21 protein-coding genes and 1 pseudogene are annotated in these 25984 nt (G+C 37.9%); 14 read left to right on the top strand and 8 right to left on the bottom strand.

The window, feature by feature from the left end; all coding sequences use genetic code 11:
- Positions 1–22: 22 nt before the first annotated feature.
- The 5 genes from rnpA (at position 23) to CWATDRAFT_RS09470 (ending at position 3802) form a co-directional block, all read left to right on the top strand.
- A complete protein-coding gene (rnpA, locus tag CWATDRAFT_RS09490; protein WP_021830817.1) occupies positions 23–406 on the top strand; it encodes a ribonuclease P protein component in 384 nt (127 codons plus the stop codon).
- Positions 378–773 carry a PH domain-containing protein gene (locus tag CWATDRAFT_RS09485; RefSeq protein WP_007304787.1) on the top strand — a complete coding sequence of 132 codons (396 nt, stop codon included), beginning with the start codon at positions 378–380 and terminating at the stop codon, positions 771–773. The genes rnpA and CWATDRAFT_RS09485 overlap by 29 nt, the downstream gene beginning before the upstream one ends.
- A gap of 109 nt (positions 774–882) precedes the next feature.
- Positions 883–2019 (top strand): membrane protein insertase YidC, encoded by a 1137-nt coding sequence (yidC, locus tag CWATDRAFT_RS09480; protein WP_007304788.1) that lies wholly within the window; start codon positions 883–885, stop codon positions 2017–2019.
- A 235-nt stretch (positions 2020–2254) separates the two neighbouring features.
- Positions 2255–2752: a Jag family protein gene (locus tag CWATDRAFT_RS09475; protein WP_007304789.1), complete on the top strand. Its 498-nt coding sequence runs from the start codon at positions 2255–2257 to the stop codon at positions 2750–2752.
- A gap of 240 nt (positions 2753–2992) precedes the next feature.
- Positions 2993–3802 carry a class I SAM-dependent methyltransferase gene (locus CWATDRAFT_RS09470; protein WP_007304790.1) on the top strand — a complete coding sequence of 270 codons (810 nt, stop codon included), beginning with the start codon at positions 2993–2995 and terminating at the stop codon, positions 3800–3802.
- Between the two features lie 106 nt (positions 3803–3908).
- On the opposite strand, the gene CWATDRAFT_RS09465 is transcribed toward CWATDRAFT_RS09470, so the two are convergent.
- Entirely contained in the window at positions 3909–4712 is an 804-nt protein-coding gene (locus CWATDRAFT_RS09465; protein ID WP_198138966.1) for a creatininase family protein, read from the bottom strand.
- 113 nt (positions 4713–4825) lie between these two features.
- Here CWATDRAFT_RS09465 and CWATDRAFT_RS09460 point away from each other — a divergent pair, with 113 nt between their 5' ends.
- Positions 4826–5905: a glycosyltransferase family 4 protein gene (locus CWATDRAFT_RS09460; RefSeq protein WP_198138965.1), complete on the top strand. Its 1080-nt coding sequence runs from the start codon at positions 4826–4828 to the stop codon at positions 5903–5905.
- 58 nt (positions 5906–5963) lie between these two features.
- Here CWATDRAFT_RS09460 and CWATDRAFT_RS41705 read toward each other — a convergent pair.
- Positions 5964–7217: pseudogene (locus CWATDRAFT_RS41705) on the bottom strand (RNA-guided endonuclease InsQ/TnpB family protein).
- Positions 7218–7324: 107 nt separating this feature from the next.
- On the opposite strand from CWATDRAFT_RS41705, the gene CWATDRAFT_RS09450 reads away from it, so the two are divergent.
- Both CWATDRAFT_RS09450 and CWATDRAFT_RS09445 read left to right on the top strand, forming a co-directional pair.
- Positions 7325–8851: an IS5-like element ISCwa2 family transposase gene (locus tag CWATDRAFT_RS09450; RefSeq protein ID WP_007304792.1), complete on the top strand. Its 1527-nt coding sequence runs from the start codon at positions 7325–7327 to the stop codon at positions 8849–8851.
- 3 nt (positions 8852–8854) lie between these two features.
- Positions 8855–9577, top strand: a complete 723-nt coding sequence (locus CWATDRAFT_RS09445; protein WP_007304793.1) for a response regulator — start codon at positions 8855–8857, stop codon at positions 9575–9577.
- On the opposite strand, the gene CWATDRAFT_RS09440 is transcribed toward CWATDRAFT_RS09445, so the two are convergent.
- Entirely contained in the window at positions 9578–11422 is a 1845-nt protein-coding gene (locus CWATDRAFT_RS09440) for an ABC transporter ATP-binding protein (protein ID WP_007304739.1), read from the bottom strand.
- A gap of 154 nt (positions 11423–11576) precedes the next feature.
- On the opposite strand from CWATDRAFT_RS09440, the gene CWATDRAFT_RS09435 reads away from it, so the two are divergent.
- Positions 11577–12005, top strand: a complete 429-nt coding sequence (locus CWATDRAFT_RS09435; protein WP_007304794.1) for a hypothetical protein — start codon at positions 11577–11579, stop codon at positions 12003–12005.
- A 4-nt stretch (positions 12006–12009) separates the two neighbouring features.
- On the opposite strand, the gene nusB is transcribed toward CWATDRAFT_RS09435, so the two are convergent.
- From nusB to thrB, 3 genes are all read right to left on the bottom strand, one after another.
- The gene (nusB, locus tag CWATDRAFT_RS09430; RefSeq protein ID WP_007304738.1) at positions 12010–12639 is read right to left on the bottom strand and encodes a transcription antitermination factor NusB; all 630 of its coding nucleotides are present in this window, start codon (positions 12637–12639) and stop codon (positions 12010–12012) included.
- A gap of 23 nt (positions 12640–12662) precedes the next feature.
- Positions 12663–13403, bottom strand: a complete 741-nt coding sequence (locus tag CWATDRAFT_RS09425; RefSeq protein ID WP_007304737.1) for a DUF502 domain-containing protein — start codon at positions 13401–13403, stop codon at positions 12663–12665.
- Positions 13404–13919: 516 nt separating this feature from the next.
- Complete coding sequence (thrB, locus tag CWATDRAFT_RS09420) at positions 13920–14837, bottom strand: homoserine kinase (RefSeq protein ID WP_007304736.1); 918 nt, start codon at positions 14835–14837, stop codon at positions 13920–13922.
- Between the two features lie 151 nt (positions 14838–14988).
- Between thrB and rpe the strand changes: the two genes are divergently transcribed.
- From rpe to CWATDRAFT_RS09400, 5 genes are all read left to right on the top strand, one after another.
- Positions 14989–15690, top strand: coding sequence for a ribulose-phosphate 3-epimerase (rpe, locus tag CWATDRAFT_RS09415; RefSeq protein WP_007304795.1), 702 nt, complete (start codon positions 14989–14991; stop codon positions 15688–15690).
- Between the two features lie 309 nt (positions 15691–15999).
- Positions 16000–16758 (top strand): hypothetical protein, encoded by a 759-nt coding sequence (locus CWATDRAFT_RS31655; RefSeq protein WP_007304796.1) that lies wholly within the window; start codon positions 16000–16002, stop codon positions 16756–16758.
- Positions 16759–16767: 9 nt separating this feature from the next.
- The gene (locus tag CWATDRAFT_RS31650; protein ID WP_007304797.1) at positions 16768–17208 is read left to right on the top strand and encodes a hypothetical protein; all 441 of its coding nucleotides are present in this window, start codon (positions 16768–16770) and stop codon (positions 17206–17208) included.
- A 93-nt stretch (positions 17209–17301) separates the two neighbouring features.
- On the top strand, positions 17302–17997 hold the full coding sequence (locus CWATDRAFT_RS09405; RefSeq protein ID WP_007304798.1) for a PspA/IM30 family protein: 696 nt from the start codon (positions 17302–17304) through the stop codon (positions 17995–17997).
- Positions 17998–18006: 9 nt separating this feature from the next.
- Positions 18007–19359 carry a glycerol acyltransferase gene (locus CWATDRAFT_RS09400; RefSeq protein WP_007304799.1) on the top strand — a complete coding sequence of 451 codons (1353 nt, stop codon included), beginning with the start codon at positions 18007–18009 and terminating at the stop codon, positions 19357–19359.
- A gap of 94 nt (positions 19360–19453) precedes the next feature.
- Here the strand turns inward: CWATDRAFT_RS09400 and CWATDRAFT_RS09395 are convergent, their stop codons facing one another.
- Both CWATDRAFT_RS09395 and CWATDRAFT_RS09390 read right to left on the bottom strand, forming a co-directional pair.
- On the bottom strand, positions 19454–20464 hold the full coding sequence (locus CWATDRAFT_RS09395; protein ID WP_007304735.1) for a DMT family transporter: 1011 nt from the start codon (positions 20462–20464) through the stop codon (positions 19454–19456).
- Between the two features lie 15 nt (positions 20465–20479).
- Positions 20480–25927 (bottom strand): translocation/assembly module TamB domain-containing protein, encoded by a 5448-nt coding sequence (locus tag CWATDRAFT_RS09390; RefSeq protein ID WP_007304734.1) that lies wholly within the window; start codon positions 25925–25927, stop codon positions 20480–20482.
- Between the last annotated feature and the right edge of the window lie 57 nt (positions 25928–25984).

The following is a 25984-nucleotide window of genomic DNA, read 5'->3' as shown; positions in this document are numbered from 1 at the left end:
AGATTAGCCAGAATGGTCAACCGTGGGATTACCCAAATCAAACCGCCTGAGACATCCCAAGGCATTTCAAACCGTTTATAACCGAGGAAAACGCTATCAAAGTCATCACTTGGTTATGAAGGTATTGTCCAAAGCTGACCAACAACCAACTACACCACCAACACAATTTGGCATTTCCGTCAGTCGAAAGGTTAGTAAAAAAGCAGTGACCCGCAATCGTCTAAAACGACAAATTAAAGGAGTTATTCGTGTTTTTCTACCGATGATTAAGCCAGGTTATCAGGTGGTGATCGTGGTCAAGCGTAACGCAACCGAGTGCAAATATGAACATTTTTTGCGAGAATTAGAAGAGTTGTTAATTAAAGCCGAGATAATTCATGGGTATAAGAGAGAACACATTTTATGAAGGAGGCCCTCACGTTGGGGATTTAATCATCAATATACTACTAGGATTCACGGTGATTTGTTTGCCCCTAACCGTTGGAGCCATAGTACGTGCAATCTGGTTACGTTATCGTATTACCGATCGCCGTATCTCCATTACTGGGGGTTGGATGGGAAATGATCGCACCGACATCATTTACGGTGAAATCGTTAAAATCGCCAAAATTCCCCGTGGAATTGGATTATGGGGCGATCTTGTCGTCACCCTTCGGGATAAAAGTCGCTTAGAAATGCGTGCCGTTCCCCGTTTCCGAGAAATTTATGATTATATGGCCGAAAAAGTCGCCGACAAAACAGGGAAACCCGTTGAAGCGATTACTGCCCAATAACTTCTAAAATCAACACTAGGACTGAGATAACCCTTATGTTACTCATTCCTCCTATTGAATAGATTACACAAAAGTTCACCCCATCAGGGAATTACTTGGATTAAGACGAATGGATTTTGGTATCGGATTTATTTCCACAAACATTATGCTGCCAATCCTAGATTTTTTCTACGGGATTGTGCCAAGCTACGGTTTTGCGATTATTGCCTTAACCCTAGTCATTCGCTTAGGTTTGTACCCCTTAAGTGCAGGCCAAATTCGCAATATGCGGAAAATGCGAATCACTCAACCTCTAATGAAAGAGCGACAAGCAGAAATTCAAAGTCGCTACAAAGACGATCCCGCGAAACAGCAAGAAGAAATGGGTAAGCTGATGCAGCAGTTTGGCAACCCCTTAGCCGGTTGTTTGCCCCTCGTGTTACAAATGCCCATTTTATTCGCTTTATTTGCCACGTTGAGAGGATCGCCTTTCGCTAACATTAACTATACCGTTGATGTACAAATTTTGCCCTCAGAGCAAATTGAGCGAATTGTTCCCCAACCCTACGCCACTAAACCCAGTAATATTTATGTGACTGATGGTGAACATTATCCTATTTCTGCTTTATTGCCTGGGGGTAATACGCTAGGGGTTGGCGAAAAGACAACCGTTGAATTTCAAACCAGCGAAGGACAATCTTTATCTAACTTAGTCCAACAAAACCTTGATAGTAATATTCAAGCCACTTATGAAATTACTAAAGGAGCAGAAAGACTACAAGTTAACGAAGATGGAACAATTGAGGCTATAGCCCCAGGAGAAGCCACCATTGAAGCCACCCTACCAGGGATTGCTGCTAACACTGGTTTCCTCTTTATCAAAGCTTTGGGGCAGGTAGGTGTCACCAGTGATGACGGTACTATCAACTGGGATATTCTAGGGATGATTCTCTTCTTTGGTGCTAGTATTTATATCAACCAAGAATTGTCCGGTTCTTCTGGTGGTGGAGCGCAACAGCAACAGGCTATCAATAAAATTACCCCGCTTATTTTTAGTGGAATGTTTCTCTTTTTCCCCTTACCGGCTGGGGTTTTGATGTACATCGTTGTTGCTAACGTTTTCCAAACCCTACAAACTCTGGTTTTAATGAGGGAACCCTTACCAGACAACTTACAGAAGTTACTCGAAGAACAAGAAAAAGCAGAAAAAGGAAGACAAACCCTTCCCTTTGAAAAGCGTTCCAAGAAAAAAGAGAAACCCTCTTAACGTGAGTTAGGAGTTCGGAGTTCGGAGTTCGGAGTTATGCTTTTAGCAATGAGATCATTCGGGTTTGAGATTTGTAAATTTTGCCAACTCTCTATCAATTTTCTTCTGTCGAACTCAGGTTCCTAAATTGTCAACAAAGCTAAAACGTATTGTTAAAATGCGTTTTAGCCAGAGACAAAATAATAGCTATCACCAATCAACTCAAGGCAGGATAGATAAAATATAGGTTCAAGTTATGATCATGGAACAAGAACAGCAAATAGGTAAAGAATGGTTAGAAAAACTCTTAACATTAATGGGTTTTGCCGCCGATGTTAAGGTTGAGTATCGAGAAAATGAACTAGAAAGAACTCAAGAATGTTGGTTAATCATCGATGAAACTCAATTACCCCTTGAAAAAATAACCATGCTATTAGGGGAAAGAGGGGAAGGAATTGACGCAATTCAGTATTTAGCCAATAGCGTAATTCATCTTAAAGCCGATAATTCTGAGCAACAAGGGTTTACAGTGGAACTCAACGGCTATCGTTTACAACGTCTTCAACAGTTAAGAACTCTTACCGAAGATATTGCTCAAAAGGTTCGTCAAACCGGACAAGAAATAGAAATGACTGCTCTTTCTTCAGCAGAACGTCGTCAGATTCATTCCTTTTTCAAAGATGTTCAAGATATTGCCACAGAAAGTCGAGGACAAGAACCCCATCGTAGTTTAATTGTTAAACCGAGATATTAAATATAATCACTTCGTAGGGTGGGCATTTCCCACCTTACAGTAGTTCGTAGGGTGGGCAAAAAAGAATAAATCTGGGGATAATCCAGGAATTGTTAATGTTGCCCACCATCATTACCAAGGTGGGGAACATTAACTGTTAAGTCTCCTCATCCTCTGTCTTAAGCATTTGCCCACCCTACTATCTACTATGGGAAATGCTATAATTAAGTGTGTTGTTAAGAAACAATTCATAGTCGAAAAATGAAAAAAGTTAATCTCGGATGTGGAGATAAATATAGTCAAGATTGGGTAAATTTGGATTTTAATTCCGAAAATCCTGATGTCATTCCTCATAATTTATTGAATTCTTTACCCTTTGCAAATGAAGAGGTCGATGTAATTTATAACAGTCATTTTTTAGAACACTTTTCCTTAGAAGAGGCTAAAAAAATCTTAACCGAATGCTATCGGGTGCTAAAAAAAGGAAGGATAATTAGAATTGTTGTTCCTGACTTAGAGAGTGTTTGTCGTGAATATTTATATATTCTTAATAATATTGATAAGCCAGAAAATAAAGAAAAATATAAATGGATAGTCATAGAACTTTTAGATCAAATGGTAAGAACTCAAAAATGGGGTTTAATGAATGTTTACTGGAAAGAAGTGGTCAAAAAAGATAACAAATTAATTATTGATTATGTTAAAGATAGATTAGGGGTTGATATTAGAAACTATTATGTTGATCCCCCTTCCCCTAAACCATCCAATTATCTCAATTTTACAAAAATAAAGAGACAATTATTTAATGGGTATATTAGGGTAATTAAGAACCTTTTTCCTACTGATTATAGAAAAGATATCGTTGATCAAACAATGTTAGGAGAAAAGCATAAATGGATGTATGATAAATATTCTTTACCTTCTCTTTTGCAAACAGTTGGCTTTTCTAAAATTCAGATTTTAAACGAAAAAACTAGCAAAATTACTAATTTTAAGGATGATTATTTAGACATTAATAGTGATGGAACACCTTATCGAAAATCATCAATTTATTGTGAAGCTTATAAATAAGCTATAGCTAAGCTGTTTTACATTGAAACAGCACATTATCAAGCTCATACCAAATCCCATTTAGATACCCCCTTTTAAAAAGAATATGGATAGAGAAAACTTCTCATTATAGGTAAGGTTGCCTAAAAGAATAAACATCTTTAATCACTTGAACCCAACCATCAGACACAGAAGCTAAGAGGCGATCTCCTTTTTCTTTGCTGGCTACGGTAGCATCACCCATAACCCCACTTTTGCTTAACTCTTTGGTCAACCAAGCAAAAGGTAATTTTCCCTCCATACTGACTAAACTATCCTCTGGCAACCCTTGGGGATACTCCTTAACAGCTTGGGACATTTTCACTTGATCCGGCAATAAAGCCAGGATAATACTGGTTTCTGCATCCCCTGCGTGGATACCATATTCCAATTCTTGAGGCGTTAATAATTCCTTAGCAATATTAGGGACTCGCCAAGTAAAAAAAGGAAACAGCGAAAAATCTTGATATTTTTGATGAATATCCCTAGCAACAATGTCCATAATTTGCGGTTGTCCACCGTGGGAGTTCATAAGTATTAATTTACGAAACCCAGAACGATAGATACTTTGGGCCACTTCGCTAATGACAGATATTAAAGTATTTGCACTCAGTGTAATGGTTCCAGGAAAGCCCCAATGCTCATTAGATTTGCCATAATAAAGACAAGGTAAAGCATAACAAGGAATCTCTGGAGGTAACTTTTCCAACGCCTTACCCAACACCCCCAAACTGATAGCAGCATCCACTGCGATCGGTAAATGAGGTCCATGTTGTTCGATCGCCCCGATAGGTTGCACAATAACCATATTTTCCTTATCCTCCATGGAGTCAATATCAGTCCAGGAGAGATAAGGGAAAAAACGCTGAGGAGGGATAAAACTGTGCATGATGGTTGTTTGAATGGTTGTAACACAATTTCAGTTTACAGCGTCGACCAAAATAGAGTAATTTAGGGTAAAAATTGTTACCTATAATGGAAGGGAAATAAACCAAACCCATGTCAATGCCAACAGAACTATATCATCTCGTCGCTTTTATCATCGCGTTGGTGGTGGTTTGGTGGAGTACTCCCATCATTAACGAGTTTGGACAAAGAAAAGGTTTAGTTGATAAACCCAACCAAGACCCTGATAAAGATACCATGCACGAACGACCAATGGTCCGCTTAGGAGGGGTTTCTATTTTTGCAGGAACCGTTATTGCATTAATATTAGTTTGGATTTTGGGGGGGTTTGGTTGGTTGCCCCCCAATAAAGAATGGGAAATATGGGGCGTTACTATGGGCGGTGTGGCCTTTTTCCTCATTGGCCTAACGGACGATCTCTACAATTTAAGCCCCATGACTCGCCTTATATTACAAACAGTGGTAGCCAGTGCTGCTTGGGGTGTGGGAGTTCGTATTGAGTTTTTATCCGTTCCTTTTGGTAATTTAATTCAAATAGGTTTATTGAGTCTTCCCATTACAGTTATTTGGCTGGTAGGCATGGCCAATGCTATTAATTGGATCGATGGTTTAGATGGGTTGGCTGCCGGAGGATGTGGCATTTCTGCGGTGGTGATGATGGTGTTAGCTTTATTCATGGAACAACCAGCCGCTGCTTTGATTGCGGCAGCATTAGCTGGGGCAGCTTTAGGGTTTCTTCGTTACAATTTCAACCCGGCAACTATTTTTATGGGAGATGGTGGAGCCTATTTTATGGGGTTTACCCTGGCTGGTGTGGGGGTTATTGGTTTGGTGAAAGTGGCAACTATGGCCACGGTAGCGGTAACAGCAGTATTATTGCCTTTTGTTGTGTTAGCTGTGCCAATTTTAGATATGTCGGTGGTGATTATTTCCCGTATTGCCCAAGGAAAATCGCCGTTTATTGGGGATAACCGTCATCTACATCACCGTTTAATTCAAGCAGGAATTTCTCATCGTCTCACAGTATTGTTTATTTATGCTTTAACTTTATGGGTGGGTAGTCTTGCTTTAGGACTATCTAATATTCCCAGTGGTTGGGGATTTGCGATCGCTGCTACATTCTTATTAGGATATGTGGGTTGGCAAGCTTGGCATAAACGTCGAGAAATTCATGATTGATGTGACATTCTCCCAACCCTGACCGCTTAGGCGGTACAGGGTAGGCTTCCTCATATCACTACGAGGCTTTCCTGCTTCTACGGGAGGCTCTAGATGACTTTTTACGGACATCCCCGATAACCTTGTCCTCCACAGGCAGCTTGATCCCCAGTCCGAGGGCTGCAAGTCCACGTTGCTCGACTATCATAGCAGCAGCAACGTCCCTATCAGTTACAAAACCACAATTAGAACATTCATGTACTCGTTGAGATAAGCTTTTTTTCCCCGTCACTACCCCACAATTAGGACAAGTTTGACTGGTAAAATTAGCATCAACTTTCTCAAAGTAAACATTTCTTTTCCAAGCGACGTGGCTTAATATTTCCAGAAAACTCCCGAAACCAGCATCAAGAGTATGCTTACATAACATTCCTCTCGACATAGCTTTTAGGTTTAAGTCTTCGGCAAATATGATATTAGCTTGGTCACAAAGATGGTGAGCAACCTGATAATGAAAATTCTTACGAGTGTTATAAATGTGTTCGTGTAATCTAGCTACTTTTTCACGAGCTTTATGCCAGTTTTTAGACCCCTTTTGTTTCTTAGATAATCTTCGTTGCAGCCATTGAAGCTTGCTTTGAAGTTCTACAAAGAACCTTGGTCTAACTATTAACTCTTGCTGTGAGGTAGCGATAAATTTTTCCAGCCCTAGATCAATCCCTAAAGATTTTCCTTGTGCTTCAATAGATGGAATTTTAACATCTGACTGAATACAGATAACAGCATACCAACCAGACACTTTTTTAACTATTTGAACTTGTTTAACGATAAAACCATCGGGAATAGGTCTGTGTAGGTTTAGCCTAACACTACCTATTTTTTGTAGTCTTATCTAATACCCTGTGATGGGATTATCTTTGAACTGAGGAAAATTTATTGATCTGTACTGACCATACTTTTTAAACCTTGGAAACCCGAAACTTCTTTTCCAGAAAAAGTTAAACGCTTTGTCCAGGCGACCTATAACCTCTTGTAACACTTGAGACTGAACTCGTTTAAGTGATGGGTATTCTTTTTTGGCTTGTGTTAAAGCTTTTTTCTGCTTATAGTAGTCAGGAAAAGGCTGGTCAGCAGGGATAATATATTCAGAATGAAGACTACAAGCATTAACCTTAGATTTACGAGAATTTATCCATTCTTTCCTTTCTCTCAAAGCGTAATTATAGACACATCGACAGATTTCTAGCCAGTCAAGTAATTCTTTTTCTTGACTAGCATCAGGATAAATTCGGTAGCAATAATTAGGGTTTGCTGAATAAAAGCAAAACCCTATTCTTTAAAAGGTTACACCCATATTCGCGATCGCAAAAAAGATCAGCTTTGTCGGCTACAAACCGCTATAATTGGTAGAAACACCTCCCAGTTATTGGTCAAGAACAAATGTATCGAAAAGAGGAGCAACCTTTACCGCCCCCAGAAAAATTTGAATTACCTTTCGAGGGCAAATTGTCCCCCAATAATCGTTGGGTAATCATGGCAGAGTTGATACCTTGGGATGATTTTGAGGAAGAATATGCTAAACTTTTTTCAGCAGAAAAAGGTGCGCCAGCCAAACTATTTAGAATGGCATTAGGGACATTAATTATTAAGGAAAAATTAAGAACAAGTGATAGAGAAACTATAGAACAGATTAGAGAAAATCCCTATCTACAATACTTTATAGGTTTAAATTGTTATCAACAAGAGCCACCACTGGAATCTTCAATGCTAGTTCATTTTAGGAAAATAATTGATGGAGAATTGATAAACAAAATCAATAAAAAAATAGTAAAAAGAGAAATAGACAAGAGTGATAAAGAAGTAAAAAAAAAGGATTGTCTCCAAGAAAAAAGAGAAAAAATAAAAAATAAAGGTAAACTAATTTTAGATGCGACTTGTGCGCCAGCAGACATCAAATACCCAACGGATTTAGGCATATTAAATCAAGCCAGAATTGAGACAGAAAGAATAATAGATAATCTTTATAAACCATTAAGAGTAAAATTGAGAAAAAAGCCGAGAACTTCTAGAATAATTGCTAGAAAGGAATACTTAAAAGTAGCTAAAAAACGAAAAGTATCTTATCAAGAAAGAAGAAAAGCTATCGGGAAACAGTTAAAATACCTTAAGAAAAATTTAGGAAATATAGAAGACTTAATTCAAGCTGGGGCTTCCCTGGAAAATCTGAGTAAAAGACAGAAAAATTGTCTAGAGACTATCAAAAAAGTTTATGAACAACAACAGTCAATGTGGGAGAATAAGACCCAGAGTGTTCCTCAAAGAATTGTAAGTTTAACTCAACCGCATATTCGTCCAATAGTGAGGGGAAAAGCAGGAAAACCAATAGAGTTTGGAGCTAAACTCTCAGTAAGCTGTGTAGATAACTATGTGTTTCTAGACAAAATAAGTTGGGAAAACTTCAATGAATCTTGTCATTTAAAAGAACAAGTAGAAAAGTATAAAGAAACGTTTGGCTATTATCCCGAATCCGTCCATGTAGATAAAATTTATCGAACTAGGGAAAACAGAAATTGGTGTAAGGAAAGAGGGATAAGAATCAGTGGTCCGAAGTTAGGAAGACCTCCGAAAAATGTCAGTGAAGAAGAAAAGAAACAAGCCCACTCCGATGAATGCTTCCGTAATGCTATTGAGGGAAAGTTTGGACAAGCTAAACGAAGATTTAGCCTAAATCTCGTGATGACAAAACTCCCTGAAACCTCCATTACATCTATTGCTATTACATTTTTAGTTGTCAATCTTTCTAAACTTCTGAGGCAGTTTTTGTCGCTTTTTTTGTCCTTATTTACTAATAATAGAACAGGGGAACTCATCAAACCGCCTTTCATTAATTTTGATTATACTTTAAACAATTTTCATGTACTAAAACTTATTGATTTGTCAGAAAATTCTTGGTCAAAAGTGGCATAAATTTTGGAGAAACTTTTTCAGCAAACCCTAGTTAGGGCAGAACAAGTGTTAGAATTAACCTCAAATTCTACGCCAACGGAACCGTTATCGGTTATTGTTGTTAGTGATCAAACGAATCGTTATGGCTTAGTTATTGATCGCTTTTTGGGGGAAAAAAGCTTAGTGGTTCGTCCTCTAGATCCTCGCTTGGGTAAAGTTCAAGATATCACTGGGGCTGCTTTTTTAGAAGATGGTTCGCCGATTTTAATTATCGATGTTTTGGATCTAGTCCGTTCTCTTGATAAGATTTTAGCCAATATTTCTATTAATCATGTTAAAACTAAAGAGGAGACTGCTTGGCATCAATCTAGCAAACATATTTTAGTGGTTGATGATTCGATTACTGTTCGAGAAATGGAAAGAAAATTGTTAGAAAATAAGGGCTATAAGGTTGATATTGCTGTTGATGGCATGGAAGGGTGGAATGCAGTTCGTGTTGGTCATTATGACTTAGTTATTAGTGATATTGATATGCCCCGTATGAACGGAATTAAATTGGTTCATAATATCAAAAGTAGCCCGCAGTTGAAATCGATTCCTGTCATCATTGTTTCCTATAAGGATCGAGAAGAGGATCGATTACAAGGGTTAGAAGTAGGGGCAGATTATTATCTAACAAAAAGCAGTTTTCATGATGATACTTTAATCAATGCTGTTATTGACTTAATTGGGAAAAATGATGATTAGTTAATTACCAATACTTTCTTTATGTCCCATCATTTGTAATTGATATAAACTATGATACAACCCTTTTTTATCGAGTAATTGTTGATGATTTCCTGACTCGATAATTCTCCCTTGTTTCAAAACAAAAATTCTGTCCACATCCCGAATAGTTGATAAGCGATGGGCAATAATAACTGCTGTTCTATTGATTAACAATTTTTCTAAAGCTTCTTGAATTAAGGCTTCCGTTTGTACATCTAAACTTGCTGTTGCTTCATCTAAAACTAAAATATGGGGGTTGCGGATCGCTACTCTGGCAAAGGCTAATAATTGTTTTTGTCCCCCAGATAAATTCGTTCCTCTTTCTCTTAACTGGGTATGATAACCTTGGGGTAGTTCTTCAATTAAATGATTAATATTGGTTAGTTTGGCAGCTTCTTGTACTTGTTCTAAGGAATAATTTTCCCCCAATGTAATATTTCTTTTCACATCTCCGGCAAACAAAAAGCTTTCCTGTAAAATCATCCCTATATATTGTCTTAATTCTTTCTTGGAAATATCTCTAATATCTATTCCATCAATAAGAATTCTTCCCTTTGTTGGTTCGTAGAGACGAGAAAGAAGACGGATCATTGAACTTTTACCAGCGCCTGTTGGACCGACTAAAGCTACTTTTTCACCAGGAGAAATGGTAAAGTTTAAATCTTTGAGAACAAATTCGTCAGGTTTATAGCCAAACCAAACATTATCAAAACAAATTTCTCCAATTTTATCTCTATATTTTACACTGTCTAAGAATTGAATATTTTTGTCACTTTCTTTAATCTCAATGGGTTCTTTCATTAACTCACTAATCCTTTCAATGGCGGTAAAACCTGCCTGAAACATAGTAAATTTATCGGCAAATTGACGTAAAGGGTTAAACAGACGTTGAGCGTATAAAATAAAAGCTGATAAAGTTCCAAAGGTAATATTATCATTAATAATAAAGATGCCACCTAAGCCAAGAACTCCAGCGATCGCCACTAAACTAACCCATTCTAATGTAGCAGAAACCGCCGATTCATGGAAGATTGTTTTATCAGTTGCCCGACGATAATCATTATTAATAACACGAAATAACTCACTATTAAACTGTTCTCTTCGGAATAATTGAACCACATTAATTCCGGCTAAATTCTCCTGTAACATGGAATTTAGTTCCGATAGTTTTTCCCTAGACTGATAATTTGCTTTACGATATTGTTCCTGAAAATATACAATTAATGCGGCAATAGGTAGCATCAGTGATAACAGCATCAAGGCTAACTGTGCCTGAACTGTGAACATAGTAATAATGATCAGCAGGATATAAATAGCGTCACTAATAACCCCAATAGCCCCACTAGCAAAAACCCCCCCCAATGCTTCAACATCACTGGTTAAACGGGTAATCAAACGCCCAATGGGGGTTCGATTAAAAAAACTGGTTCCTAATGAAATAACATGGGTAAATAAATCATCTCTAATATCTGCTGTGATATTCTGCCCTAGTTTCTGAACAATAAATCCTTGGGAAGAGGTACAAACTAAACGGATAATAATTGTTACTAATAATAAGATAATTAAAAATTGTAATCCTTTGTCTAAGGATAATTGTTCTAAAAAAGGCCAAGTGCTTTCTTGACGTAACAACGATACTGCTTGTCCAATAATCAAAGGTTGGATCGCCCCAGAAATTGATAAGGGTAATAATAAACTAACCGATAACAACAATAGCTTAGGATAGCGACGAAGATAGGGGAGTAGTTTGAGAACTAAACTCCCATCATTTTCTCTTGAGGACTTGACAGATTTTTTAAACTGTGGGTTAGGGAAAACAGCCATAGGAAAGTTAGAAAGAGACTAATAATTGTTACTTAACTTAACAATAACAAAATAAGTTGATTAATCATCGAACCTAATCTATATTTTTTCTTCCATAGAAGGCTCAAGGAAAACGTTAGCATAGGATCAGGTCGCATAATCTCGGCACAATCTAATGAGTATGGCTTCAACTGAACAGGTTAAACAATATCTTGCCCATTGGTTTCAATTGGGTAAAGGTGTCGTTTGTCCCAAACGACAAGAAAGGATTTATCCCCAAGTAATTTTTAAAGAACATCATTATTCCACGGAATTTGAAGAATGTTGGCAAAAAATCATTTATACTGACGCTGATTGTTATTTAGAAGGAACAGATCAAACTATACAACAATTATTAAGTCCTGCTTGGGAACTTATAGACTGCCCTCGCTGCCACTTACCCATTCCGATAACAATGACTGGTGTTCCTTCTCCCATATGTATTTGTTTTGATTTATCAAATTGGCCCAACGATAAATTACCATCTCCCAGAATGCCCACCAATAGTACAAACCATTTACGTTGCTTACTGGAACGACTACGGGACAAAAAAGAAGATAACTAAGCTGTTATTTTTGTTTCATCTGGTCTGTAAATCGTCTCAACACCCCGTTAATAAAACGATAACCATCATCGTCGGAATAACGTTTGGCCAATTCCACTGCTTCATTGATAGCGACTTTTTCGGGAATATCAAGAAACAAAATTTCTGCCACAGCAAGACGTAAGATATCTTGATCTATTTTGGCTAAACGCTTTAATTGCCAATCTTTTAACACCACTTCTAATTGTTGATCGATGTCGTTTCTCCGTCGGGCAACTGTTGCGATAAGTTCAATGGCGTATTGTCGAACTTCGTGTTGAGTAGCTAGTTGAACGATTTCAGGAAATTCTACAGCACTGGCTAAACGATTAATAGCAGTTTGTGTTAGGGTGAGAGCGTCTTCAATCATGGTTTTCGCACTCTCTACAGTGGTGGCACGGGTTTCGGACTGAAACAGTTGATTATGTCCCCTTTTGACTTCTGCCGATGCGGTTTCTAAGGTATCTTGTACCTCGCTAGTCAGGGTACGAATAGCGGCTAAAGTTAGCTCACTAAGGTCAACCTGTTCTAGTTTTTCGGGGTTTCCTTTAATTTGACTAAGACTCAATAGGGCTAGTTCGCGGGAAATACGACGAGGTTGCTGACGAGGAGGCATAAGCAGTTAAATAACTTAAATTTTTAGATTTGAGAAGGTTTTGTCGTTTCTACGGCTCCGCTTTTTTCGGTCAAAGAAGCATCCATAGTAGTAGGATTATTCTTATTGGGTTGAGATAGGTGAGGAACAGGGTTGGGAATATTGGGGCTGACAATACCCCCAGAAATTAACACTTTAAAGGCATCTTCGATGGAAATAGGCAAATTAATCACATCATCAGCAGCAACAATGGCGTACCATCCTGATGTGGGGTTGGGAGTGGTGGGAATAAACACACTTAACATGGGTTTCTCTAAATGGGTTTGTAGAGAGGGGCTTAAAGTACCTGTAACAAACCCTAAACTCCAAACCCCCTGACGGGGATATTCCACCATTACCACACGCCGAAATTTACTTTTAGAGTCTTGAAAAAGGGTTTCTAATATTTGTTTTAGGGTTTTATAAACGGCACCAGCTAAGGGAATTGATTGTAAAATCCGTTCTCCTACGTCCAATAGCCATCTGCCAGCAATATTACGGGCCATTAAACCAATAATTAAAATAAATAGCAGAGGCACAGCTAAGCCCACACTGAGGTTGAAAACAGAACTTAAAATTGGATCGAGGCCGTCGAAAGGGTTAAGTTGTTTGGGAATTTGAGTTAAAAGATTAACAACCCAAGTGGCAATAGTAATGGTTAACCAGATAGTTGTTGCTAGGGGAATAACCACTAATAGGCCAGCAATTAAATCATTTTTTAAATCTTGTCTAAAACGTTGCAGCACAAAGTACCAACTCTCCACTTAGTTGACGCTATCCTTAATAAATTAAGGAGATTCTTGAGGTATCCCTATCAGGATGGTTATTATCTTGTTTTCACAAGTTCCCAGGCTGTTGGGCGTAAACTTTCCGAGAGTTCCTCGGTAGGTTGTGAAGTCTTATAGTTCATAAAAATATAGTCAAATATGACATATCCTTATTTTGCAGGTGTTACCCTTACTGGGTTAACTACAAAGCCCTCTATCCCATAGTCCTAGACATTTGGGACTGCTTTTTTCGGGAGTAGATTTGGTTTTTTATTTTTCTTGATTATCTCGATCTGATGTGATCTGCTTTCTAGTACCTATAGAGTCGGATTGTTTACCGACTTCGCACCCCAGAAGGACTTTCACCTTAACAATTCAGATGTCATCGACTCTTAAAAACCCAATCTACCCAGATTATATATTACCATAGATGACAGTGTTTGACTATATTTATGTTGAATAAGATGGATACTGACCCCTCCCATTGTATCATATTCACGGCATTTCTACCTTTACTCCTTGAGTATCGATGGCTAAAGAACGCACATCTGCTGTTATTTCCAGTTGCGCCCAAGCATTTTTCATGGCGTTTTCAACCCCTTGAATCTGTTCATGACTGGTCAAAGCTAATAATGTGGGTCCTGCTCCACTAATAACCATGCCATAAGCCCCGGCGTTGAGGGCGCATTCTTGCACAAATTCATAGCCGTCAATCAGTCCTTGGCGATAGGGTTGATGAAGTTTATCGGCCATGGCTTTTCTTAACCATTGTCCGTTACCGCTTTCTAAAGCTCTGATCAATAACCCCATACGGGCTATATTGTAGATAGCATCACCACAGGGTAAAGTTTTCGGTAAGACAGATCGGGCTTCTTCCGTGGATAATTCAAAGTTGGGTATGGCTACCACAGGTATGATATCAGGGTGCCAAGGAATAGGGCAAATTTCCCAGTCTTTGGCTTCTCCCACCGATAATTGACAGTTTCCTAATAGGGCCGGCACTACATTATCAGGATGGCCTTCTATATCAATAGCTAATTCCATTATTTCTACTGTGGAAAGGGGTTGACCGGCTAAGGTGTTAGCAGCCACCAGCCCACCAACAATGGCGGTAGCAGAGCTTCCTAACCCTCTGGCCAGGGGGACTCCCAATTTGATGTCAATAGCTATTTTTGGGGGTGTTTTATCGAGATGGTGGTATAGGTGAGTAAAGGCTTGATAGAGTAAATTACTGCCATCGCCTTTAATACGATGGGCTTCGGTTCCTGTTACTGTGATAGTTAGATCGGTGTCTGCTTCTGGGTTTTTCGTAAACTGAAATTGATTGTAGAGGCTAAAGGCTGCACCAATGCAGTCAAAACCGGGGCCAATATTGGCGGTTGTGGCGGGAACCGTAACAGTAACACTAGACATATAAGAAGCTTAGTTGATGAACTCCCAAACTTGATTTATGATAGCCTGAAAATCCTCTCAAAAGTAAGACTTTCTTCTGACGTGGGAGGATGTGACATACTTTGTTAATATTGTTGGCATAAGCAATGCAATTTAGAGGAACACTATTAATATGATTCAATCGACTAAATCTACTGTTATTTCCCCTTCCATCCTTTCGGCTGATTTTAGCCGTTTAGGCGCTGAAATTAAGGCTGTAGATCAAGCTGGCGCAGACTGGATTCATGTAGATGTTATGGACGGTCGTTTCGTTCCCAACATCACCATTGGACCATTAATCGTTGATGCTATTCGTCCTTATACACAAAAGCCTCTCGATGTTCACTTGATGATTGTCGAACCCGAAAAATATGTGGCTGATTTTGCTAAAGCAGGGGCCGATATTATCTCTGTCCATGCAGAACATAATGCCTCACCCCATTTACATCGGACTCTTGGTCAAATTCGTGAATTAGGGAAACAGGCAGGGGTAGTTCTCAATCCTTCTACTCCTTTAGACTTAATTGAGTATGTTCTCGAATTGTGTGATTTAGTTTTAATTATGAGTGTTAACCCTGGTTTTGGGGGTCAAAGCTTTATTCCTGAAATGGTCTCTAAAATCCGTAAATTACGTCAGATGTGCGACGAGAAGGGTCTAGATCCCTGGATTGAAGTAGATGGTGGACTTAAGCCTAACAATACTTGGCAGGTTCTCGAAGCCGGAGCTAACGCTATTGTTGCTGGCTCTGCTGTTTTTAAAGCTGCTGACTATGCCGAAGCGATCGAGGGTATTCGCAACAGCAAACGTCCTGAACGTGAGTTAGCTGCTGTTTAAGAATTCCTCGGATAAATCCACAGACATTCTCAATATTATCTAAACGGGTGGATTCATCCCCTGTTTAGATAACTTTGTTAGAAACTATTTAACAGAAGAAGAAAATAAATCTACCTGCCAAAAACTAGGAATAACCAGAAAAAAACTTAAGGAGAAATTGGTAAAATATGATATTTACCGGCTGACTCCCCTGATTTAACAAAATTGAACAAAATTGAAACCGTTCGAGAATGTGTAGATGATAACTAACAGTAGAATGTGTTAAACCTAAACATAATATAACCTGCTAATAAGAATATCCAAATCATAATGAATTCTCATAATAAACTAAATTGGGATGATAATAGCTATAATCGCCCATACCAAAGCAATAAACTCCTAGAAGAACCCATTGATGCAGAAATAATTGCAGAAATGCCCGTTAATACTTCCTCATACCATGAAGATGAAAACATAATTAACTTGACTTATGATCCGGTTTTAGAACCCAACCAACCTATCCAACGAAGAAGCAATGAGTCTTTATCCTTATGGTTAGAACAAAAGTTAACACCCCTATCTACCAGTTGGGGACTGGGATCATTTTCATTAATTTTGTTGTCTAATCTGGCCATCGTCGGGGTACAGATATGGAAACTACAGGAAACCCCTCCAGAATCGCCTACAGCAACCCTTAACCTAGAAATGGTTTCCCCTGACATATCCATCCCCAACAGTCTTAATATTGCCAAAAAGTCCCCGGATAAGTTCACTTTAGACAGACTAAGTACGGTTTCTAATCCTTGTATTTCTCCCCAGTCTCCTCAAAAACTCCAGAAACCCTCTCCTCTACCTCCGGGACCAACTCAAAATGTGGTTAACGTTAATCAACCTTTAAGCCTGACTAACGCCATTTTCCCCCCTTCTCTACAACCTCAAATCTCCACCCCTCTAAAAGTTCCTCAACCCCCTAAAACTGCCCCCTTAGCTTCTACTATTCCGGTTGCAGAAATTCCTCGTCCCCTTCCTTCTTCTATTCAACCCCCACCCCCTCCCATCAGTAGTCAACTGCTTTCGAGAGATGAGTAAGTTCGTCAAATGATGCAACAACAGTTAACACAAACTGCTCCTCAACTGGCAACCTCTCCCACTGTCACCATTCAACCCCCAGCACCTCCGGTAAATAACCCACCTGTGTCCCAAAATGAACAAGTTTGTCAAGTGATGCAACAACAGTTAACACAAACTGCTCCTCAACCTCCCTCTGTAACCATTCAACCCCCAGCACCTCCGGTAAATAACCCACCTGTGTCCCAAAATGAACAAGTTCGTCAGTCTATTAAACAACAATTAAATATGGAAGAAAATAATCAAAGTGATATTCCCTTGGGATTTAATCATAAAACCCGTTTAGAAATGCAAAATGGGATCAATCAAGTTCCCTCACAACTATTACCCCAACAAGTTAAATATCTGGAACAAATGCAACAACGAGAGGTTTTAGATTCCCAGGTTTCACCCAGTATGAATATTAAGTAATCGTTATTATTAACAACTTTTTCTGATTACTTAAGACTAAGAAACTTGGTAAACTGTTATTAGAAACTATAAAAGAAGATTAGGAGAACAAGAATGGGATGGTTAGAAAGAGTCGGTCGGGTTGTTCGGGGTCATCTGGATAGTTTAGTTAATGAGGCAGAAGATCCCGAAAAATTATTAGATGAAGCCATCAGTAAGATGGAACAAGAATTGATTGCTATGCGTCGGGCTTTGGCAGAGGCGATCGCAACCCATAAAAGTGCAGAACGTCAATTATCTCGTTATGAAAAAGCTGCCGCAACTTGGTACGAACGGGCTGAGTTAGCTATGGCCAAAGGCGGCGAAAGTTTAGCGAGAGAAGCTTTATTTAAACGTCAATCTTATCAACAACAAGCTGATAGTATTCAAAGCCAACTTATAGAACAAAATGAGATTATTCAAAAACTGAAAAATGAGTTAAGAACAATTGAACATAAAGAACGGGAAGCTAAGGCCAAAAAAAGTCTTTATTTAGCCCGACTTCGTTCTGCTATGTCCTCCCAAAAACTCCACGAAGTTTTAGGAGATTTTGATCCTTACAATTCTGATAATCTCTTTGAGAGAATTGATCAACAAATCTTAGAATTAGAAGTACAATCTACTACAATTGGAGAATTTTCTGATCCTCTAGAAAGTAAATTTAGGGAGTTAGAAAATAATAAAAAAGTAGAACAAGAAATTGCCAAATTAAAAGAGAAAAATTCCCAAGCTGAAATTGATGATATCAGGTCTAAACTCGATAAATTATAAAATAACAAAATGAATCAAGCCTCAATCCATGCTCAACCACCTTTAGAGTATATTCCCCCTAATTTTAACCCCTGGCTTTACCGTGGTGTCAAAAATTGTTTACCTTTATGGTTACAATGGCAAACCACAATTCAAGAAATTGAAGGTAATAATGTTGAACAATTAGCCTATTTATATCAACAATTTCAAGAGAAAAAAATTCGCTTTTTAATGGCTTTTCGTCACCCCAGTATTAACGATCCCTATTGCATGGGACATCTAGTGTGGACACTGTTGCCAAAGGTGGCTAAAGAAAAGAAAATTAGTTTAGAAAATCCCCTTCATTCCCACTTTATGTATGATCGAGGGATTCCTCTATGGGCAGGTTCTACTGTGGGTTGGTTATACTCTAATTTAGGGGGAACATCCATACAAAGGGGTAAGTTAGATATTCCTGGTTTACGTTCAGCAAGAGAGTTATTTGTTAATAGTCAATTCCCTATTTCAGCAGCACCAGAAGGGGCAACCAATGGGCATAATGAAATTATTAGTCCCCTGGAACCAGGGATCTCTCAATTGGGGTTTTGGTGTGCAGAAGATTTACGTAAAAGTAACCGCAAAGAAGCGGTTTTTCTTGTTCCTATTGGCATTCAATATTTCTATGTTTCTCCTCCTTGGCAAGAAATTGAAAAGTTATTAACCCAGTTGGAAAAAGATGCTGGTATTTCTTCTAACAATCATTCCTTGGAAACACCAAAACTGTACGAAAGATTATATGGATTAGGGCAACATTTTTTAGTGGTAATGGAAAACTTTTATAGGCAATTTTATCATCAAAATTTAGGAAATAACTCAGAGCAAACCTTACAAGAAAGGTTACAAAAATTACTCAATACTAGCTTAGAAGTAGCAGAAACTTATTTTAATCTTAAGCCAAAAGGAACCGTAATTGATCGCTGTCGTCGTTTGGAACAAGCGGGATGGGACTATATTTATCGGGATGATTTTAAGGAGATAAATAAATTATCTTCGGTGGAAAAAGGTTTAGGCGATCGCATTGCTGAAGAAGCGAGTTTAAGAATGTGGCATATGCGTTTAGTGGAGTCTTTTGTGGCAGTAACTGGTTATTATGTTAAGGATAAACCTAGTGCGGAAAGATTTGCGGATACCGTATTATTATTGTGGGATGTTGTCGCAAAAATCAAAGGGGAAAATCCTTTCTTTCGTCCCCAACTAGGTAAACAAAAAGCCTTGATAACTGTGGGTGATCCTATCTCGCTTAGTGATCGTTTTGATGCCTATAAAAAAAGCCGTCGTCAAGCTGTAACTACCTTAACCCAAGACTTAGAAAATAGTTTAGATAGGTTGATAATTCGTTCCTGAAAAGTTCAAAATATAAGTATGTAGTAAGTCCTTTAGGACAAAAAAACAGTTACATTGATGGCTAAAGCCTTCACTACGAACTTATAATAAATCCTTAAACTCCTTTAAACCCTACGGATGAAGAAACACTGGTTTTTGAGGGTAACTTATTTTCTCTAACAATTCCAATTTGATTAAGAATAATTCCTCCTAAAATCACTAAACCTCCTATATATTGCGCTGCTGTTGGGGTTTCTCCTAAAATAAAAAAAGCAGCTAAAACACCGGCAATGGGGTTGAAAGAGTTAGCTAAAGATACCTCAGAAGCGTTGCTACGTTTTAAACCAGCAAACCAAGATAACTGGCCGATAACAACGATAACTGTTCCATAAAAAACCATCCATTTCCACAGCAAAGGGGAGGATACATCCATGAAATGTTCTATCCCAAATAAATACCATGCGATCGCAAAGAAAATAATTGTCCAAAATGCAGTTCTCACTACATTAAATAACCCCAAGGGTACATTTTTTAAGCTCACTTGACTGATAATATTAGCGATCGCTGAAAATACTGCTCCTGCGGTTGCCATTAACTCTCCTCTTCCTAGTTGAAAAGCTGACATCTGGATCATCTCGCTTCCAGGGGGTTGTAAAACTACAGTGAGGACAACCCCAACTGCTGATACAATTGCACCACTTACTACCCAACTATTAACCCTGGCCTGTAAAAATATAACGGATAATAATAAAATTAAAGGGGGTTCAATGCGACTAACTAAAATAACATTATTGACTGCTGTTTGCTCAAGGGCGCTAAAAAATAAACCCGGTGCCAAAGCACCAGATAATAAAGCTACTAACAACAAATAACACCAATTTTTTGAGGATAGATGACGAAAAGCTGTGGGGTTTAGTTGACGAGAATAAACTCCAATCAAAGCTATTAAAGCGCACAAATTTCCTACAAATAAGACATTACACAAAGAAATAGGGTTACGACCATCAATAAGATTTTCTGCGCCTATTTCTGTCAATTTACGGGTGACAGAGTTGGCCACACCGAATATCATCACTCCAATCAATAAATAGGCACGACCAGGCATTTTGTTAAACCAGGATACCATAAGAAAATTTATCTCTTAAAATCGTTGTTCAAATTGAATACTTCCCCGATTATCATCAGAAAAATTACTAGATCCTCTAATAACTGTACTCTCATTAATACGGTATTGTAAACCTAACTTGGGAGGACTATCGCCGTTAACAATAGTTTGAATGGACAGAGAAAAATCTTCTGTTAGATCGAGTCCAGCTTCGGCGGCAAAACCGATATTAGAGGTATCAAGGGAGTCTTCTTTGTTAATTAAAGGAGTAGGAAAAATCCGAAATTCACTTAATCCTAATGCTTCGCCAATTGCCCCTTGAACAGTTCCTAAGACTGCATTTCCTGCTAAATTTGCTAATCCTAGTGTGGTTTCTCCTGTGCCTAATGTATTAAGAAAAGTTCCTCCTAAAAGGGTGACAATTTGCTGTTGACTTCGTTTGGGCTGACTACTTAATTGAATTCTTTTAGTAATTTTACTGGCAAATCCTTCTACGTTTGCCTTGATTCTTACTGTCTCTAAACTATTTTTAGTTGCGCTAAAAGTATCTGGTATTTCTGGAGAATTCGGATTAATATTAACAGTATTTTGTGTGGTTTCTGTTGCAGAGGCAAATAGTTTAATATTCAAGTAAGGATCAAATCCTTTTTCTGGTATAAATTGTGCGGTATTATTTTTCCCTCCTGCTAATCGTAACTGACTGGCAAAGAGATTAACTAGACCATTTTCTAAGGTAATAGTTCCTGTTGGTTTTGGTTCTGCTAATGTTCCGTTTAAGGCTAAATTTCCTGTGGCAAGAAAGTTTAAAATAGGCAAACGATTTATGGTCAAGTTCTCTCCTAAGTTTACTTGCAAATTATTGAGTTTTGTGCTACCAAATAAAGCCTTGTTTGACCGAGGTTTCTTCCCATTTTCTTTGAGTAAAATTTGTCCAGAAAATAGATTGACTTCTCCCCCAATTTCAGGATTAAATACACTGCCACCAATGTTCAAATTTCCTTGTACCCCCCCTTGATACATTTGCGGGAGGTTAAGGGCTATATTGTTCATCTGAACGGTTACAGATGGGTTATTTTGAGTTAGTTTTAATAGGGGTAAAGAACCATTAATATTAAATTCACCACCACTAAAACTCCCTTGTAGGCTATCAAAGGCAATGGTATCTAAGTCAAAGAAAATTTTGCCCTGAACCTGTTGAAACGGGCTTTTAGGAATCATTTTGGTAGCAATAGTGGCGTTTTTAACTAGGGCTAAACCATCTGCTTGTAGTTCATAGGGAATACCCCGTTTTGGGTCAACTTTTCCCGATAAGTTTAATTGTACTTCTCCTCTTCCTCCTAACCAAGCGAGTTGTCCTCTAGTGAGGATATTGAGTAGGGTTAACCCTTCGTTTCTGGCCTGAAACTTGAGGGAGAAGCGATCGCTTTGGGGTTGCACTTTGGCCAAGGGGAAAATGTAGGGAAAGGTTCCTTCTATGGTCAAGGGTTCACTCTGGCGATCAAGAATACTACTTGCGATAAAGTTAAATTGACCTTTTTCGTAGGTAAATTGTCCTTGAGTAGAGTCTAACAGAGTTTGATTGATGCTAGGTTGTTCAATAGCTAATTTTCCCGATGCTTGAGGGTTGTCACGGGTTCCCCCTAAGTTCATATTGGCGTTAAGTTTTCCTCCCAAGGTGACAAGGGAGGGAAGGTTAACCCCTTGTGACAGGGTTTCTAGGGGAATATTTACTACCTGTAACTGTCCCTGTTGGGTTGTCTGGCCAATACGACCGACAAATTGAATTACACTATCTTTTAATTGTAGATTAAACGGTTCTAGGGTCAACATTCCTTCTTTCCAGTTTCCTTTGGCCTGAAACTGGGTGAGTTGATATTTTCCCCATTCCCATTGTTGTCCCATGAGATCGAAGTTTAGTTTTAATCCAGTGTTTGGGGTAATATTTACGGCAATTTTTCCGGAAAAGTCTCCTTTTAACAGTTCTAACTCAGGTAAAGTTTTATTTTCTTGTTTTTCCTCTTTATTTTTTCCTAACCATTTGGTAATTTGGTCGAAGGTTTCTAGGCGATCGCCAAGAGACTGTTTTGCTGTTTCTACTTGAAACAGAGGAGTCTGGGAACTATGATCGTTTTGATAAAGATCGGCTGCTTTTGCGTATTCTGGGGGGTTTAATCCCCGTTTTAGGTCTTCTAGATCAAAAATTTGTAGTATTTCTAGAATATCCTGGAGTTTACCCCTATTAATGTTCACATTAGCTGCTATTTCTGGACCATTAGGGGTTTGTTTAAATTGTCCATTTAGGTCGTATTGACTGTTATGAGTGGAAATTTTAGTATTATTGACTGCTAAGGTTTGGTTTACATAGTGAAAGTCTCCCTCAATTTGTTTCGCTTGAATTGTCCCTACAATGGGATTGAGAATAGCAACCTTTTCCCCGGCCATCGCCCCACTATCTAAGTCTAAAGTAAATTGACCGGATAATTTTCCTGTCATGGGTTGCAGGAGTAAAGGATTATTTTTGAGCTTTGTTTGAGCAATTTTTTGGATAATAGGTAAGGAAAGGGAACTAATATCTATTTTCCAACGATCGTCTTCTTTATTAGCGACTAAATCTATGTTTTCCTGTTTAATAGTTACAGTAAGGGGGTTGAGTTGGGGATCAAGTTGCAAATGGATCTGGTCTTTTGTCCCCTTTAAAGTTAATTCTAGTCCTTTTTCGGGATTTTTGAGAATATTTCCGCTTATTACAGGCTCGAAAGTAATATCTTCTACTTTTAAGTTAACTAACGCCATTTCTCCCTCAATATTAGGGGTTTGAGGTGTTCCGGCGATCGCCCCTTTAAAGTCTAGTTTTCCTGAATAGTTTACATTTTCAACGGGTAAGGATAAGGGAAAACTAGCTATATCAAAACTTTTTCCGTCAATATCGAAAGAAAATCCTTTAATTGATGATAATATACCTTTCTTGTTCTTTAAATCAACGTCTAACCATCCTTTTGCTGTTAACCCCGATGCTGTGATCTCATCTAAAATTAATCTTTGTCCATCCCATTGTATAGCTGTGGTTAGAGAACGGTTGATATAGGGTAATCCTTGACTAAATTGTAAGTTTCCTTTAGCTTGTATATATTCTGGGGATATTTTGTCTAATTTTCCTGTAATCTCTAAGTTTCCTGCTAAATTTCCAGTTAAGTTAGTAGATATTGTTTTTAGAGGGAGAGAAGTAGGGATCAAGGTAGTAGTAAAGTCACCTTGAGTAATGGTGAGATCCTTAGCTGCGATCGCCCCTTGAGATAGGGATAATGTGATGTTACCTTTTCCTTCAATACTATTTAGAAAAGTTTCAGGAGTAATATCTCCTGTTAGAGTTAGATTACTGTTTAATTTTCCCGATAATTTTGCAGGTACTTTATTGGTTAAACTCTTAATATCAACATTCTGACTCGTTATCTCAGTTGACCATTTACCTTGATTTAAGTAAAGATTATTAGCAACAATTTTTCCTCCACCTATGGTCAAACTTCCCTGACCTTGACCTTGAATATTGTTAAGATTAGATTCTAGATTACCCGCAACATCAAAAAATCCGTTGAATCTACCTTGTAAACCAGTTTTAGGCAATAGTTGCCTAATTTCAGTATTTTTTACCCCTAGTTTAGCTTGCCAGTTTCCTTGGAAAAATTGTATATTTTTAGCATTTATAAAACCATTATTAACTTTTATTGTTAATTCTCCATTGGCTTTTAAACTATCTTTAATTGTTTTTTTACTGTTTCCTGAAACAGCAAATCTGCCTTGTATTTTACCCTTTTTAATAGGAAGATTAAAATTATCTACATCAATACCTGAAACAATAACATCTCCTCCCCAATCACCATTACTATAACTAAAATTTTCGGCTTTTATTGTTCCGCTTTTTGCTTGGAAATTAGCATCACCTCTGGCTTTAAAACTTGTATTATTCTGGAGATTTCCTGATAAATTAACACGAGTAGAAACTTGATGAATATAGCTAGGAATATCTGTTTCATAGAGACTAGCCAAACTAGCTGTAGGAATACCTTTACCTTCAATATCGATAGAATATAAACGAGAAGATGAATTAAGATTTATATTGCCTTTTCCTATTACTTGTCCACCCATTGTCGGAACAGCTTGAAAACTATTAATAGTAATTTGATGCTTATTGATCCCTAAATTTGCTTTTACATTACTAAAATCAACCCGATCAATTCTTATTTTATCTTTGTTCTTTAAAGATATGAAGACCTGCGGATTTTTAAAGCCCCCTATAACCTTTAAATCTCCTTCAACCTTGCCAGATACTGACATATTTTTTGGGTCTTGCTTAATAGTTTTAAAAACATCTTTAATTGAAGTTACTTGAGTATTTGCTGTTAAGTTCAAACCCTCATCTAAATCAATATTTCCTTTAACAATACCTGTAACTTCTCCAAAATTAGTAGTAACCTCATCAAACTTAATTCTTCTACCTTTAAACATTAAGTTTCCTTCAGCAACTAAAGATTGAGGTAAACCCTTAATTCTCGTACTAACTTGGTTTAACCTAGCGACACCTTGTAAATTTTTTATTTTTTTGTTGCCGTATGATACTTCTAAATTAGCATCAACTTTACCTGATTTTAACTCTATAGGAATAGGCAAAATTTGACTAACTCTATTAGCATTGATTTGGTTTCCCCTAACCAATAAATTAGTAGCTTTCTCATTTCGATCATATACTCCAGATACATTTAACTTTCCACTATCAACTATCTGAGAATTTACTTGAAATTTTATTTCTCTCCTCTCATGAATGACTTGAATAATTCCTGATAAGTTTTGTAAGTTTATAGGATCTTCTTTCTCCCCCTCAGCAGAACGAGAAACAACAATAGCTTGACCTTTTTCGATAGTCAAATGTTTGAAACGGACAGGACTATTAGGATTTAATTTATTAAACTTAGTTACTAACCAATCACGGTTTTTACCTTGTTCTAAATAAGCAGAAGGTTCGATAGCAGTTACTTCAATTTCTAATTTTCCATTAATAATATAGCTAAGAGGATTATAAGAAATTTTCAAAGCTGACATAGACACCTTAGCCGGATCAGTTGGTGTAGATAAGAGATCCGTAGAACCAAAGCGAATATAATTGAAAGAAAATGTTTCTAATGTTCCCAACTCTACAGGACGATTAAGAAAACGGCTAAGTTGCTGCTCAACCATAGGAGTCAGGTTTTGTTGCACCAATAAACCCCCGGCAACCGTTCCCCCACCAAGTCCCAACAAAACAACACCGACACCCCAACCCACCCAAGAATGATGTTTTCTGTGAAGTTTAAACTTTTTAGGACATTGTAAGCCATAGTCCCGTCGCTTCGGAGAACTGTTTATTTTCATAATACTTACCCACACCACCAAAGATTTGCACTGATTACTAATCAGATTTTCTAGGACTATTATAGTTCCTAAAATCAACATTAGCAGACGAACCCCTTTCCCAAAACCCTCAAAATTTGGTAGCCTAATTTAATACTT

Source organism: Crocosphaera watsonii WH 8501 (assembly GCF_000167195.1).
Lineage (GTDB): Bacteria > Cyanobacteriota > Cyanobacteriia > Cyanobacteriales > Microcystaceae > Crocosphaera > Crocosphaera watsonii.
This window is presented reverse-complemented; position numbering and strand designations above follow the sequence as displayed.